The organism is Thermostichus sp. MS-CIW-36 (assembly GCF_054059035.1).
The window spans coordinates 63,495-78,030 of sequence record NZ_JBSSBR010000003.1 but is presented as its reverse complement, the minus strand read 5'-3'; the positions used below and the strand labels follow the sequence as shown (position 1 = coordinate 78,030).

Annotated in this window: 11 protein-coding genes; 6 read left to right on the top strand and 5 right to left on the bottom strand. The window is 58.4% G+C overall.

Going from position 1 to position 14,536, the window contains the following annotated elements; all coding sequences use genetic code 11:
• Positions 1-92: 92 nt before the first annotated feature.
• Entirely contained in the window at positions 93-932 is an 840-nt protein-coding gene (locus ACVWVQ_RS02670; protein WP_457506743.1) for a CPBP family intramembrane glutamic endopeptidase, read from the bottom strand.
• Positions 933-1,267: 335 nt separating this feature from the next.
• Here ACVWVQ_RS02670 and ACVWVQ_RS02665 point away from each other — a divergent pair, with 335 nt between their 5' ends.
• On the top strand, positions 1,268-3,127 hold the full coding sequence (locus ACVWVQ_RS02665; RefSeq protein ID WP_457506741.1) for an ABC1 kinase family protein: 1,860 nt from the start codon (positions 1,268-1,270) through the stop codon (positions 3,125-3,127).
• Here ACVWVQ_RS02665 and ACVWVQ_RS02660 read toward each other — a convergent pair.
• A complete protein-coding gene (locus tag ACVWVQ_RS02660; protein ID WP_414330450.1) occupies positions 3,124-3,522 on the bottom strand; it encodes a hypothetical protein in 399 nt (132 codons plus the stop codon). The genes ACVWVQ_RS02665 and ACVWVQ_RS02660 overlap by 4 nt on opposite strands.
• Positions 3,523-4,031: 509 nt before the next feature.
• Here ACVWVQ_RS02660 and ACVWVQ_RS02655 point away from each other — a divergent pair.
• The 4 genes from ACVWVQ_RS02655 (at position 4,032) to ACVWVQ_RS02640 (ending at position 7,869) form a co-directional block, all read left to right on the top strand.
• Complete coding sequence (locus ACVWVQ_RS02655; protein WP_457506739.1) at positions 4,032-4,922, top strand: prephenate/arogenate dehydrogenase; 891 nt, start codon at positions 4,032-4,034, stop codon at positions 4,920-4,922.
• Between the two features lie 68 nt (positions 4,923-4,990).
• On the top strand, positions 4,991-5,740 hold the full coding sequence (locus tag ACVWVQ_RS02650; RefSeq protein ID WP_457506737.1) for a cytochrome c biogenesis protein CcdA: 750 nt from the start codon (positions 4,991-4,993) through the stop codon (positions 5,738-5,740).
• A gap of 111 nt (positions 5,741-5,851) precedes the next feature.
• Complete coding sequence (locus ACVWVQ_RS02645; protein ID WP_457506735.1) at positions 5,852-7,261, top strand: cytochrome c biogenesis protein; 1,410 nt, start codon at positions 5,852-5,854, stop codon at positions 7,259-7,261.
• A 347-nt stretch (positions 7,262-7,608) separates the two neighbouring features.
• Entirely contained in the window at positions 7,609-7,869 is a 261-nt protein-coding gene (locus ACVWVQ_RS02640) for a ferredoxin-thioredoxin reductase variable chain (protein WP_457506733.1), read from the top strand.
• On the opposite strand, the gene ACVWVQ_RS02635 is transcribed toward ACVWVQ_RS02640, so the two are convergent.
• Positions 7,866-8,339 carry a globin family protein gene (locus ACVWVQ_RS02635; protein WP_414349996.1) on the bottom strand — a complete coding sequence of 158 codons (474 nt, stop codon included), beginning with the start codon at positions 8,337-8,339 and terminating at the stop codon, positions 7,866-7,868. The two genes, ACVWVQ_RS02640 and ACVWVQ_RS02635, sit on opposite strands and share 4 nt — an antisense overlap.
• 260 nt (positions 8,340-8,599) lie before the next feature.
• Between ACVWVQ_RS02635 and ftsH the strand changes: the two genes are divergently transcribed.
• Complete coding sequence (gene ftsH, locus ACVWVQ_RS02630; RefSeq protein WP_414349995.1) at positions 8,600-10,516, top strand: ATP-dependent zinc metalloprotease FtsH; 1,917 nt, start codon at positions 8,600-8,602, stop codon at positions 10,514-10,516.
• 103 nt (positions 10,517-10,619) lie between these two features.
• Here the strand turns inward: ftsH and glgP are convergent, their stop codons facing one another.
• Positions 10,620-12,821: an alpha-glucan family phosphorylase gene (gene glgP, locus ACVWVQ_RS02625; RefSeq protein ID WP_457473321.1), complete on the bottom strand. Its 2,202-nt coding sequence runs from the start codon at positions 12,819-12,821 to the stop codon at positions 10,620-10,622.
• Between the two features lie 451 nt (positions 12,822-13,272).
• Positions 13,273-14,457 (bottom strand): SpoIID/LytB domain-containing protein, encoded by a 1,185-nt coding sequence (locus tag ACVWVQ_RS02620; protein WP_457491887.1) that lies wholly within the window; start codon positions 14,455-14,457, stop codon positions 13,273-13,275.
• Positions 14,458-14,536: the final 79 nt, after the last annotated feature.

Sequence of the window (14,536 nt, the reverse complement as noted above, 5' to 3'; positions counted from 1 at the left end):
AACCCCCGCTACTTCCCAGGGGGGATCCCACGGCAGCGCTCTTCTATCAGACAACGGGGAAAGTGGGAGCAGAAGCCCGGTGAAGTCAGTACTCAGCGGTTTAGAAAATAGGGCAAGTGAGCCCCACGCTCCGGCCAATGGAAGCGGACGAAGGGAACCAAAATGAGCCCAGCCATCGCCAGACAGCACAGGCCAAAGTAGAGGTGAAAGACCCCAATCGGAGCGGCTGGTTCTGGGCTTCCTCCTGCCAGGGATCCCAGCGCTAAGGCCAAGAGATTGTTCAAGGCATGAGCCAAGACAGGCAAGGTCAGGGAGCGAGTCTGCAGGTAGAACAGGCCCATCACCAGGCCGAACACCGTCAACCCGACGGGGTTGGGGTGCAGCAGGCCAAATACCCCAGAAGAAGCCAGCAGACCTCTGGAGAGGCCCCACTTGAGGCCCCAGCGGTGTAGCAAGATGCCGCGAAACAGCCACTCCTCCGTTATGGGGGCCACCACCCCAATCGAGAGCCAGCGCAACCCCTGATACATCTGCGGCCAGGCCGTTTCCCTATCCTCTTCCCCCAGTGAGTGCAGCATCGACTCCGCCAGCTCTGGTGCAAGCCAAGATATCAGGTAGATCATCAGTAAAGTTGTGCCGATGGAGAGCACTACCAAAGCCGGCACCACCCGCAGCAGGGATCCCCAAGGAATAGCAGCCCGCCAGTTGCCCCACAGCCGTCTCATCTGCAGATGGGCTTGCTGCCCCCGTCGCCAGCTCCAGATACAGGTGAGGACAAATGTAGCGCAATAGACAAAGTCGGCCAGCAGAGGATCGTCAGATGGGAGATGAAACAGCTGGGCCAAGGCGATGGCTCCCAAGCCTACCCCCAGGTTGATCACCAAGAAGGCCAACAGCACGTGGCGCGCCTTAAGGGCTGCAAATCCGGTCACACTCGGCTCGGCAGGCCGTAGAGGGGGAGATCCAGACACAAAGGCAGAGAGCGCGGTTTTCCCATTTTAGGTTTGGCGGGGATCCCCAGAGGTGGGCTGCTGTCAACTCCTCAGGGAGAAGACTGAAGATCCTTATTCCGAAGGTTCGTCCCGCCTTTTCAAGCCCAATCGAGCAGGCCGGTGGCCGCCTCCAAGAGTCGCCAGGCTGAGCCAGCAAGTTAAGATGTGTTACGGAATCCGTTGGGGCATCTATGGGCGCAACACCGTCAACACCGGTAGTGACAACAGCAGCGAGGCAGCATAACTTGGGTTCCGCAGCGGCGGACTCTCCGGTTATGACCATCCCGCCAGCAAATCTGGGAGTGGCACCGGAGTTGAGCCTGCGTTATGACCCAGAACAGTTGGCCAAGCAATATCGAGGGCGCTGGGATCTGGTGGTGCGGCGCCTGTTTCAGTTGATCACCCCCTTTTTGGGCTTGTTGGCCTGGGTGTTTTGGGATCGCTGGCGGGGAGTAGAACTGAAGAATCGCCCGAAACATGCGGCCCGGCTACGGGAGATCCTCACGGAATTGGGGCCGACGGCCATCAAAATCGGCCAAGCCCTCTCCACCCGTCCCGATCTGGTTTCGCCCCTGTTTCTGGAGGAGCTGGCCAAACTGCAGGATGAGCTGCCCCCCTTTGACAATGCCATCGCTTTTGCCCTCATCGAGTCGGAAATCGGCAAACCCGTAGACAAAATCTTTCGAGAAATCAGCCCCGAGCCGATTGCCGCCGCCAGCTTGGGGCAAGTGTACCAGGCCTACTTGCACAGCGGGGAGAAAGTCGCCGTCAAGGTGCAGCGGCCCGACTTGATTGGGCGCATCTCTCTCGACATGTATATTGTCCGCAGCCTGGCCGCCTGGGCCAAACGCACTTTCCGCCGCATCCGCAGCGACCTGGTGGGCATCGTCGATGAGTTTGCCGGGCGCCTCTACGAAGAAATGGACTACACGCAGGAGGGCCGCAATGCCGAGCGGTTCCTGGCGCTGTACCGTCACCCCTCCATCTACGCTCCCAAAATTTACTGGGAGTACACCCGCACCAAGGTGCTGACGATGGAGTGGATTGATGGCATCAAGCTGACTCAGGTTGACAAAATCGCTGCTGCGGGGCTGGATGGACGGCACTTGATCGAGATCGGTGTCAATTGCTCCCTCAAGCAGCTTTTGGAAAATGGCTTTTTCCACGCCGATCCCCACCCGGGCAACCTCTTGGCCATGTACGACGGGCGGCTGGCCTATATCGATTTCGGCATGATGAGCACCATCGCGCCCCATCAGCGCTACGGCCTGATCAAGGCGATTGTGCATTTGGTAAACCGAGACTTTGCCGGGCTGGCCCAAGACTACGTGGACTTGGAGTTCCTGGATCCAGATACCGACCTGACTCCCATCATCCCTGCTCTGGAAGCTGTCTTCGCCGAAGCGATGGGCAAATCGGTCTCCGAACTGAATTTCAAGAGCATCACCGATCGGCTCTCGGGGGTGATGTACAACTTTCCCTTTCGAGTTCCCGCCTACTACGCCTTGATCATCCGCTCTTTGCTCACCCTGGAAGGGATCGCCATCGGCCTGGATCCCAACTTTAAGGTGTTGAGCGTGGCCTATCCCTACGTGGCTCAGCGCCTGCTCACCGACCCGGCCCCGGAGCTGCGCGTATCTCTGCGGGAGCTGCTGTTTAACCAGGGGCAATTTCGCTGGAACCGCCTGGAGAACCTGCTGCGCAACGCCGTCAACAGCGAGGATTTTGACCTGCAGGGATCCCTGGAAAAGGCCGTTGATTTTATCTTTTCTGAGCGGGGCGCTTTCCTGCGGGAGCGCCTAGTGGATGTGCTCTTTTCCAGCTCGGGATCCCAGGGCGGCTCAGATGGCTTGGCTCATTTGCAGCGTCTGTGGGAACTCCTCAGCAGCAACCCAAGCTTTCAGCCGCTGCAGCTTCTGCCGATTGTTGCCAAAGTGGCTGCCAAGCCCGAAGCCCAACAACTGGGCCGTCAATTGGCCTCCCGCTGGTTGCAACGCTCGGCAGCCCGCCTCATCCGCGACCTGCTATTGCCGGATACAGAAAAGCCCAGTTCACCCTCTTCCCTCAACGGGCGTGGCGGGATCCCTGGGCCAGCAACCTCTGCTTCTACCGCTCAACTTCCCCTTCCGGCCTAGCTCAGGTGCTCTTGGGGGGCAGTATCGCTGTTGGGGTTAACAGAGGCCAGAGCCAGCGTAATCCACTCGGAAAATTCATCGCGGCGGAAAACCTGGGGGCGGGAGCGGGGGCCAAAACGCAGCAGGCTGGGCATGCCGTGCTCCTTGAGTCGAGACTGTAGCCAGGTGCCCACACCGGTTTTGCCATCGTTGGGCATTTCGGTTTGGAAGTCACTGTACATCAACAACAACTGGCTGCGAGATTGGAGCACCGCATTCTCTTGAATTAACTTCGGCAAGGAGAGATGGGTGGCTGAGACTGCCCCTTTGCTCCCTTTGGCCGATTCACGACGACGGTCGCGCGGGCGCGGGTTAGTGCTTTCACGGCTCTTGCGGGTTTTGGGTTCACTAGGCATAGAATCTCCTAAACGACAGAGTGCTCCCCAACGGGGGTTAAAGCGGGAACTCGCAGGCCAAAAGCCGAGCCCGCTGTGAAAGTGGCTCGATGGGTACAGTTCTGGAGAATCGCTGAGAAGAGGGACACCTGCTCTTGAGTAAGCGAAGAAGAACTGCGCTGAGCCGGCACGAAAGGCTGGGATCCCTTCGGCGCAACAGCAGTCCACAGCGGGCCGAGCTCCTGCTAATACATCCAAGGCCTGCCCTTGTTTTTCCTGTCGGAGGCCAGTTTGGCTACCACGAATCCGCAGGGCAAGCAAGGCCGGATGTTACCCCTATATTGACTTAAAAATGGGCAAGTGGACAGTCCCTGGCCGAGAATTTAGCTGCTGCGGCGGGAGCTTCGGAAGGAACTAGGCTTGCCCGCCGGTGGCGAGTATCGCTGAGCTACGGGAGCAGCCTCCTACTACACCTGGAAGCGGTTGTTGGTGGTGTCCAAAAAGGAGTTTCACTGACTTACTGAGATACTATGCGCATTGCCATTGTCGGGTTGGGGTTGATTGGCGGATCCCTGGCCCTCAAACTGACCGAAAAGGGATATCCCGTCTGGGGGATAAGCCGCAACCCGGCCACCTGCAAACAGGCTCTGGAACGGGGTGCTGTCCAAGGCTGTGGAACCGAGTTGGCCCAGTTGGCTCGCTTTGATCCGCAAATGGTGCTGATCTGTACCCCTCTGGAGCAGGTGTTGACCACGCTAGCCGCCCTGTTGCCTTATTTGTCGGCAGAAACCGTGGTGAGCGATGTCGGCTCGGTTAAGCAGCCCATCGTTGCTCCGGCAACCGAATTGTGGCCCTGGTTTGTGGGGGGGCACCCCATGGCCGGCAAAAGCCTGCAAGGGATCCAAGCGGCAGAAGCTGACTTGTTTCGGGGGCGGCCCTACGTGCTCACTCCCATCGCCGAGACCCAACCTCAGGCTCTCGATGCGGTGAAAGAACTGATTGCTGCTGTTGGCGCAGAAGCTGTCCTCACGGATCCCGCCCGCCATGACCGAGCGGTGGCCTGGATCAGCCATTTGCCAGTTATGGTCAGCGCCAGTTTGATCGCAGCGGTTAGCCAAGAAGGGGATCCCGCGATTCTGGAATTGGCCCGCACTTTGGCCAGCAGCGGATTCCGCGATACCAGCCGTGTTGGCGGAGGGATCCCGCAATTGGGTTTGGAAATGGCCCGCCACAACCGACAGGCGCTGCTGACTGCCCTGAGCAGCTACCAAGCCCAGTTACGACAGATAGAGCGGTTGATCGATGGCGAAAAGTGGGACGAATTGCTCCTGGTGCTGCAACGAACTCAACAGGAATGGCAGCAGTTCCCGGTCAACCATCCTCGCGAAATTCTCCACAACCTGGGCGGTGGGAATGGATAGCAAAGATATCTTGAACGGGCTCGGGGATCCTTCATGCTACCTTGGGCTTATGTTGACAGATTGAGCTTATGTTGAGCACGGCTCAGCTTTGGCTTTACCAACTGGAACAATGGGCAACTGAGCTGGTTCAGTTTCAACTGCAGCACCTTTCTCCCGTCAGTCTGCTGGTAGTGGGCTTGGCCGGCTTGCTCACCAGTCTTTCCCCCTGCACGTTGTCTATGCTGCCGGTGACCATCGGCTACATCGGCGGCTACACCCCCGCTTCTGAGGAAACGGCTGGGGAAGGGCGGCGGCAAGTTTGGGCTCAATCTTTGGGTTTTGCGGCTGGCGTGGCTTTTACCCTGACCCTGCTGGGTTTGTCGGCAGCTTTGCTGGGTCACGTTTACGGACAAACGGGATCCTTTGGGCCCACTGTGGCGGGGGGAATTGCCATCTTGATGGGGCTGAACTTGTTGGAGGTGCTCCCCCTGCGTTTTCCCGATGGGTTTAACCGCCTCGAGATTCCCGGAGAATGGCCCAGGCTGGGTCGGGCAGTGTTGCTGGGGTTAACCTTTGGCCTGGTGGCCTCTCCCTGCAGTACGCCGGTTTTGGTGGCTTTGCTGGCTTGGGTTTCCACCACAGGGCAGCCATGGGTAGGGGGTGGGCTGTTGCTGGCTTACGGGCTGGGATTGGCCTTTCCTCTGCTCCTGGCGGGGGTGTTTACCGGAGCGGTGAAGCAACTGTTGGCCTTGCGGCGCTGGTCGGGCTGGCTCACCTACGCCAGTGGGGTGATGTTGGTGGGGTTCGGCAGCGTAACGATCCTGTCGGCCTGGGTCTAAGGGATCCCTGCTGCTGCAGGCTAAGATGGGGCTACACCTACAGCACCCTGTTGGGGACTGCACCTTGCCTGGCAAGAGCAGCGGTCTGAATCTTAAGCCGACAAACTTCTCATGGTCATATACTCTCTCCCGCTTGCCCGCTGGGTTTCCTCGCTGCGGCGATACTTTCGTCATGAGCTGCTGCCGCTGCTGGCGGATCTGCGCCTGGCCATCGGCCTTTTGTTGGCGATTGCGGTTTTGAGCGCCACCGGCACGGTAATTGAGCAAGAGGAAACAGCGGCTTTTTATCAAGCCCACTATCCAGAGCATCCGGCCCTGTTTGGCTTTCTCACCTGGCGGGTGATCCTGAGCTTGGGATTGGATCACGTCTACCGCACCCCTTGGTTTCTGGCCATTTTGATCCTGTTCGGCAGCAGCCTTATCGCCTGTTCCTTTACGCGCCAGTGGCCAATGCTCAAGGTGGCTCGCCGTTGGAGCTATCTCACCCGTCCGCAGTCTTTTCAGCGCCTGCCGTTTCGGACGTATCTGCCTCAGCAATCCTTACAAGGTCTGCCGGAGCGGTTGCGCCGACAGGGCTATCTGGTGTTTCAGGAGGGCCATTACCTCTACGCCCGCAAGGGGTTAATCGGCAGGATCGGCCCCATCTTGGTGCATGTCAGCATGCTGCTGATCTTGCTGGGGGCGATTTGGGGCAGCATTAGCGGCTTCAAGGCCCAAGAACTCATTCCCAGCGGCGGCGTGGCTTCCATTCAACACTTGACCGGAGCAGGGGATCTGGCTCGCGCTCACTTGCCTACCTGGCAAATTCGGGCCAATCGCTTCTGGATTGACTACGCTGCCGATGGCCGTGTCAAGCAGTTTTATTCCGACCTCTCGATCTTGGATCAGGGTCAGGAGGTCAAACGTCAGACCATTTCCGTCAACCATCCTCTCTCCTACCGGGGTGTGACCCTTTACCAAGCCGATTGGAGCATCGACAGCATCCGCATCCGCATCAACAATAGCCCCTCTTTTCAAATCCCGGTGGTGCCGGTGCGCACCGAGGCAGGCAACAAACTCTGGGGCGCTTTTGTGCCCACCCAGCCGGACATGAGCCAGGGCCTCACGCTGCTGCTGCCGGATCTGCAGGGGACAGCCCTCCTCTACGACACTGAAGGGCAATGGATGGGATCCCTGCGCCAAGGCATGAGCTTGGCCCTCGACGAGGTCGCTCCCCAACGCTTCCCCAACCCCCTCACTCTGCATCTGGATGAGGTGATCGGCGCTACCGGACTGCAAATTAAATCGGATCCGGGGATCCCTGCGGTGTATCTCGGATTTGGCCTGTTGATGGTGGGGGTGGTGATGAGCTACTTCAGCTACAGCCAAATCTGGGCTTTGCAAACGGAGACGGGGCTCTACTTGGGGGGCAAAACCAACCGGGCCTTGGTCACCTTCGAGCGAGAATTCGACCGCTTGGTGGAGCAACAAAAGGTCGCCTTCTCTCTTTCCCAGATCCCGGTGGAAGCTGAGATTGGATAGGTGCTGCCTTTTCCTCCGAAACTGAGCTCTATCTCCTGCCCAATAGGGATCCCATGAGGTTGAAAGCCCTCATTTGATTTTCCTTGCCACACCCTAAAGTTCTCTGGAAGGATGTATACAATGCAGGGATCCAGTGGCCAGTCAGGGGGATCCCTTGGGTCGGGCTCATGGCTTGAGTTTGAGGGAATGTTCTCGGGTCATCCAAAGTGAGAGGGAACTTGAGAAAAATGCAAACTACTGTTTCAGTTTCCACACACTTCTCCACATCCGGAAAGCTTGCTTAGAGATTGAGTTAGAGTGTTTCCAGTCGGTTCCTGCAGTATGCTGCCTTTTCAGGAGGGCAAGACATGAAAGTTGGAGATCGGGTGCGGGTGCGTACCAGCGTGATTGTCTATCACCACCCGGAACATCGCAATCAACCTTTCGACCTCAAAGGCATGGAAGGGGAGCTGAAGGCCGTGATTCGGGATTGGAATGGCCGCCCGATCAGCGCCAACTTTCCCTTTCAGGTGCAGTTTGACAACAAGTTCCGTGCGCATCTCCAAGCTGATGAGCTAGAGGTGGTTGAGCCGGCCAACTCTGAAGAGCCCGCCGGGACGGCTGCCTAGTTGAGGCCCAACAGCGTGCGGTTGGTTTCCAGAATCGGCCTGATCAACTTGGTTTCTTCGGGGGTGAGGTAATTGGCTATCACTTCTTGTAGGAAGCGATAGGTGGCCTCGCAACTGCGTTGGGTGCGGAAGGCTCGCATCAGTGTTTGGAACCAGTAGAGAAATCGATCTTTGTAGCGCTGCTCATCATCCAAGAGCATGGCTAAGGCCGAGAGGCGCAGAACCCGCACGGTGTCAGCTTTCCACTTGTTGCTGAAGTCTTCCACCCCTCGCATGAGCAAGTAGGGATCCAGCGCGCGCATTTTCATCTCCACATCCCGGATGATCTGGGCTTCCGCCGCCTGGATCTTGCGATAGGCGCTCAGGCGTAGGTCAAAGGAGGCTAGGTAGGTCTCCATGAACTGCAGCTCCTCATCCCTGAGATAGCGCCCGTCGGCAGTGATGCTCAGTTCGCGCAGTTGAGTCAGCATAGGGATCCCTGGGCAAGCTGGAATGAGAATGGAAAAAACACCACCTGTTCTGACTGACGGTCCAGCCTTGGTCTCTCAATCCTATCCCCAAACTCCCGGCCAGAAGAGCGGGATTGCAGGGATCCCCGGCAACCCTCTCAGTCAGGTTAATATTAATTAACAGTCTGTTGCTGCAAGAACCCACCCGACCCCAGATTGTTACCCATAGGTCACCATCTGCGAGTTCGATTCAAAAACACCCTTTGGGAGGAAACACTTCCGTGAGTCAGAAAGGTAAAAACAAGAAATGGAGAAGCGCGGGGTTATATGCGCTACTGGCCATCGTCTTGATCTCTTTAGCCACCACCTTCTTGGGTACCCGCCCGGCTGAGCGTTTGGAGATCAGCTACTCCGACCTGATCAGCCGTGTTGAACGGGGCGAGGTCAGCAAAGTTTTGGTGGAGACGGCCCCGGATGGTCGCCAGGTTGCCATCGCCGAGGCAGAAATCAACAACCGCGCCACCCAAGTGCAGGTGAATCTGCCCCCCCTTACCCCCGAGTTTGAGAACACCCTGGTTGCCAACGGGGTGGAGCTGGCCGTGCGTCCTGTCCAAGAGGAGGGGCTACTCGGGCGCATTCTCAGCACCTTCTTCCTGCCGGTTTTGCTCTTGCTGGGGCTCTTTTTCCTGCTGCGGCGGGCTCAAAATGGCCCAGGCAGCCAAGCTCTCAACTTTGGCAAATCCAGGGCGCGGGTGCAAATGGAGCCGAAAACCCAGATTACCTTCAACGATGTGGCCGGCATCGATCAGGCCAAGCTGGAGCTGGCAGAGGTGGTGGATTTCCTGAAAAATTCAGAGCGCTTCACCGCTTTGGGAGCCAAGATTCCCCGCGGGGTGCTGCTGGTGGGCCCGCCCGGCACCGGTAAGACCCTGTTGGCCCGCGCCGTAGCCGGAGAAGCAGGTGTGCCCTTTTTCTCCATCTCTGGCTCTGAGTTTGTGGAGATGTTTGTCGGGGTCGGCGCTTCTCGCGTGCGGGATCTGTTCGAGCAGGCCAAGCAAAATGCTCCCTGCATCGTCTTCATCGACGAAATTGATGCGGTCGGTCGCCAGCGGGGAGCTGGCTTGGGAGGTGGCAACGACGAACGGGAGCAGACCCTGAACCAGTTGCTCACCGAGATGGACGGTTTTGAGGGCAACTCCGGCATCATCGTCATTGCGGCCACCAACCGACCGGATGTGCTGGATGCAGCGCTGCTACGGCCTGGCCGGTTCGATCGCCAAGTTACGGTGGATCGCCCCGATTTTCAGGGCCGGCTAGAAATCCTCAAGGTGCATGCCCGCGGCAAAACCCTGTCTGCCGATGTGGATCTGGAGAAGTTGGCCCGCCGTACTCCTGGGTTTACCGGTGCCGATTTGGCCAACCTCCTGAACGAAGCAGCCATTCTGGCAGCCCGCCGCAACCTCACCGAGATCTCCATGGACGAGATCAACGACGCGGTGGATCGGGTGTTGGCCGGCCCAGAGAAGAAGGATCGGCTGATGAGCGAGCGGCGCAAGGAATTGGTGGCCTACCATGAGGCGGGCCATGCCCTGGTGGGATCCCTCTTGCCCAACTACGATCCCATCCAAAAAGTGACGATCATCCCCCGGGGACAAGCAGGTGGCCTCACCTGGTTCATGCCCAGCGATGACGACATGGGACTAACCACCCGTGCCCATCTGAAGAACATGATGACCGTTGCCTTGGGTGGGCGCGTGGCCGAAGAAGTGGTCTACGGAGAGTCGGAGATCACCACAGGGGCAGCCAGCGACCTGCAGCAGGTGGCCCGCATCGCCCGCAACATGGTGACCCGCTTCGGTATGAGCGATCGCCTGGGAAATGTAGCCCTAGGTCGCCAGTACACCAACATTTTCCTGGGCCGGGAAATCGCCGCAGAACGGGATTTCTCGGAGGAAACAGCGGCCCTCATTGACGAAGAGGTGCGGCGGCTGGTGAACGAGGCCTACCAACGGGCTACCTACTTGATTCGAGAAAACCGCGCCCTCTTGGATCGGATCGCCCGTCGTTTGGTGGAGGCCGAAACCATCGATGGGGAAGAGCTGCAGGCCATCATCGACAACTCTGAGGTGGTGATGCTGCCCCCCGAAGAGGAGCCAGAGCCGCTGACTCTGCCTATGGCCGTCAACGCCAGCGCCTAGTCTCTTGTCCCCAAGCGCAAACCCGGGATCCCTGCTTTTCCTCTTGAGGAGAGAGGGATCCCAATGTTTTGTATGATTTGCGCTGGGAGAGGGGGAGTCCACCCTAGCCGGCAACAGCCGAACCCAACAAAGTCCGGCTCGCCTCTGCTTCCAGGGGCTGAGGCTCGTAGATTTTCAGCACGTACTCGGCCACCATGCGGTCGGTGTTGAAAACGGGGTTGAGGGTGCGGATGGCCTCCTTCATGCGGGCAATCCAGCGGCGCGGGATCCCTTTCTCATCCCGGTCGTAGAACATGGGGATCACCTCATACTCCAACAAGTCGTAGAGGGAGTTGGCGTCCAAGTCGTCTTGGGCAGCGGGATCCAGACCTTCGATTTCTTGGCCAATAGCCCAGCCATTGCGACCGTTGTAACCTTCCGGCCACCAGCCATCCAGCACCGACAAATTCAATCCCCCGCTGAAGCCCACCTTTTGTCCTGAGGTGCCGGAGGCCTCCAGAGGGCGTCGCGGGTTGTTCAGCCACACATCGACCCCCTGCACCAAATTGCGAGCGACATAGGCATCGTAATTTTCGATGAAGGCGACCCGGTTGGCCACCTCAGGCCGGTTGGACCATTCCACCACCCGCTGAATCAGGCGCTTGCCCCCTTCGTCCCGGGGATGGGCCTTGCCGGCGAAGATAATCTGTACAGGGTACTCTTTGTTGGTGAAGATGCGGGTAATTCGCTCCAGATCTCGCAGGATCAAATCTCCTCGCTTGTAGGTGCTGAAGCGGCGGGCAAACCCAATCGTCAAGACCTTGGGATCCAGCAACTGGTTGACCGCTTGGATGCGCTCATTGCTTTCGCCGCGATTGCGCCGGGCCCGCAACACCCGGTGACGGGTAAAAGACACCAGCCGCTCCCGCAGAGCCTCTTTGCGCCGCCACAGTTCTTCATCTGGGATCTCTTCCACCTTGGCCCACAGTTCCGGGTCTGACACCCGCTCCGGCCAATCGGGGCCCAAGTACTGGTCGTAGAGGTTCCAGAAGAGGGGGGAAACCCAGGTACGGGCGTGAACCCCATTGGTAATGGAGCTGATGGGCACCTCATCCACCGATCGCTCAGGGTAGAGCACATGCCACATTTCGCGAGAAACCCGTCCGTGGAGCTTGCTTACGCCATTGGCTGCCCGCGCGTACCGCAAAGCCAGCACCGTCATGTTAAAGCGCTCCCAGGGATCCCCGGTGCGCCGAGCTCCCAAGGCCAAAAATTGTTCCCGCGTCAGGCCCAGTTGAGGCCAGAAGGAGGCAAAGAACGCATCCATCTCATTGGGGCTAAAGGCATCGTGGCCAGCCGGCACTGGTGTATGGGTGGTAAACACGCATTTTTCCCGCACCTTGGCCTCCGCCGTCTCGAAGGGGGTGCCCCGCGCCACCTCCTCCCGCAGCAACTCCAGCGTTAGGAAAGCAGCGTGCCCTTCATTCATGTGATAGACCATGGGATCCAAACCCAACTGGCGCAGCAGACGCACCCCACCGATGCCTAGAATGCACTCTTGGGCGATGCGGGTATCGGTGCTGCCCCCGTAGAGGTGGGCGGTAATCCAGCGATCGATGGGGTCGTTCTCCGGCAGGTCAGTGTCCAGCAGAAAGAGCGGCACCCGGCCCACGTCTGCTCGCCAGGCACGCGCCTTCACCAACCGCTGCCGCATCGCCACTTCCACCAACAGAGGGCTGCCATCCGGCTGACGCACCAAAGTCAACGGCAGAGACTCAAACTCAGAGTCTTCGTAAAGTTCCCCCTGCCAGCCATTGTTGTCCAGGCGCTGTTGGAAGTAGCCCTGACGGTAGAGCAACCCGATGGCCACCAGGGGCACTCCCAAATCTGAAGCCGACTTGAGGTGATCGGCAGCCAACATACCCAGCCCGCCAGAGTAGGTGGGCAAAGACTCGTGCAAGCCGTATTCGGCACAGAAATAGGCGATGGGACGCTGCCAGTCGTAGGTTTTCATGGTGCGCTTGGCCCAGGTATCCTCAGCCGCCATGTACTTCCGATAGGACTGCACCATCCGGTTCAACGTGTTGAGGTAGTTCACATCGGTGGCCAAGGCTGCCAACCGCAAGTAGGAAACCTCCTCCAGCATGCGCACCGGGTTGTGGGAGGTTTTTTCCCACAGGGCGGGATCCATTTCCCGGAAAATGGTGAGGTGATCGGGGTTCCAGGTCCACCAATAGTTGCGGGCGATCTCGCACAGGGGCGTGAGCGCTTCCGGCAGCACCGGACAACGTTCGGGAAAAGCAGGAGCTAAGGTGGCAATGGACATAGGACAGATACCTGGGGTTAAAGTTATGGGCTCGAAAAAGAAGAGGTAGAGGTCGATCCTGGTAAACGTATCTCAATTATTATTGAGCCGATCCTGAGGATTCTGAGGGGGGAATTCAAGATCTCTACAAAATCTTCAGGGGACGTAACCCAAATTTTCCAGGGCTTCTCCCGATCTTGCCACAGCAGCGCGGAGCCTTCAAAAACAGGGGTCGCAGGCAGCCCAGCTTTCGATTCCGGCAGAAGCTGCCCGTCTAGAAGCTGCCCGTCTATCGTAAGAGATGGTGCAACATTAGAGTTAACTCAAAGTTAACAAAATCTACAGAACCCCAACGAACCCTTGGGAAACCCCTCCGGTTTAATTAAAATGCTGCTTCTCATAAGCTCTTAAAAACTGCAGCTACTTTTGCTACCAATCGATGATTTTGTTGGCTTCTCCTTGAAGTTGAGCCTTAACGTCCTTCCACCACTGCCAGACTGGTGTTGCGGTAGTAGTGGCTGAGGATCTGTTGGTAAGAGTAGTTTTGGCTGGCCAGGGCGGCAGCTCCCCACTGGCTCATGCCCACCCCGTGCCCGTAGCCCCGCCCCTGAATCTCAAAGAAAGCCGGGAATGTCCCTGCCACAGGAGCCAGGCTGGCCGTAGTGGTGGCCTCCCCGCGCGGGCTAATGGCAATCTTTGTGCTGCGCAACCCAAGAGCCCGACGAAAATCGCCGGCATTGAGATCTTTGATCCCTTGGGATCCCGTCAAGCGCACCGTGATTGCCCGTCCCCACGGGGAGCTGCGCAGCACCTCAACAGAACGAATAGCCCCGATCCCGGCAGCCAACTGCTGAATCTGCTGGGCAGGAACGGTGGCCGTCCAGCTAAACACGGGTGAGTGGTGATCGAAATCGGGCACCCCCTGCAAGTAGGGCCGCGATTCTAACCAGACGTTGCCTGCATCATCTGTATGTCCCCCCGCAGAGGAGTGGAAAACCGCATTGATCAACTGCCCCTGGTAGATGAGAACCTGCCCGGCGGTCTCACGGGCAGCCGCTTGGGTACGGCTGGATTCGGCAGCCACTCCCTTGTAAACCTGCCAATCAATCCCGTTTCCTAAGTCAAAAGGCTGCTGGGAACGGCGACTGCGGTGGTAGAGGGCATAGGTGCGGGAGGCCACGGCTTGGGCTTTGAGAGCCTCCATGGGAAAACGGTGTCCCATCTCGCTGCCCACCACGCTGGAAACGTAGTCCTCCAAGCCAACTTGGTTGATGGCAATCACCCCACGCTCGCCGGGGATCAACTCCACCCAGCCGCGGTACCAATTCTGGTCGATAAACACTAACCCATCGGAGGTGGTGGGCTGTAGGTAAAGACGTTCTCCCTGTTGGCCGGCCAAACTGACTGCTGAACCCGAACGGCTGGCCTGCAGCGGTTGCATGGCCTGCACCTCTGCCAGCGGCTGTCCCTGGGCATTCAATAGGCGGGCCCCGGTAGAGCTGCCGACGGTGACCTGGGGCTTGTTGACGGCAATACCTACCCGCAGCAGCACCCGTGCCTGCACCGGAAAGGTCAAGCACAGCCAAGCCCAAACCAGAAGGGCAATACTCCTAAGCCAAGCTGATGGGAGAGGAGAAAAGGAGAGGGCAATAGTCACACACCAATCCTCTGTGAAAGACTACCCGCCGCTGGGCATAGCCAGCGAGGGATCCCAGACAAGTCGGGTTTTGAGAATC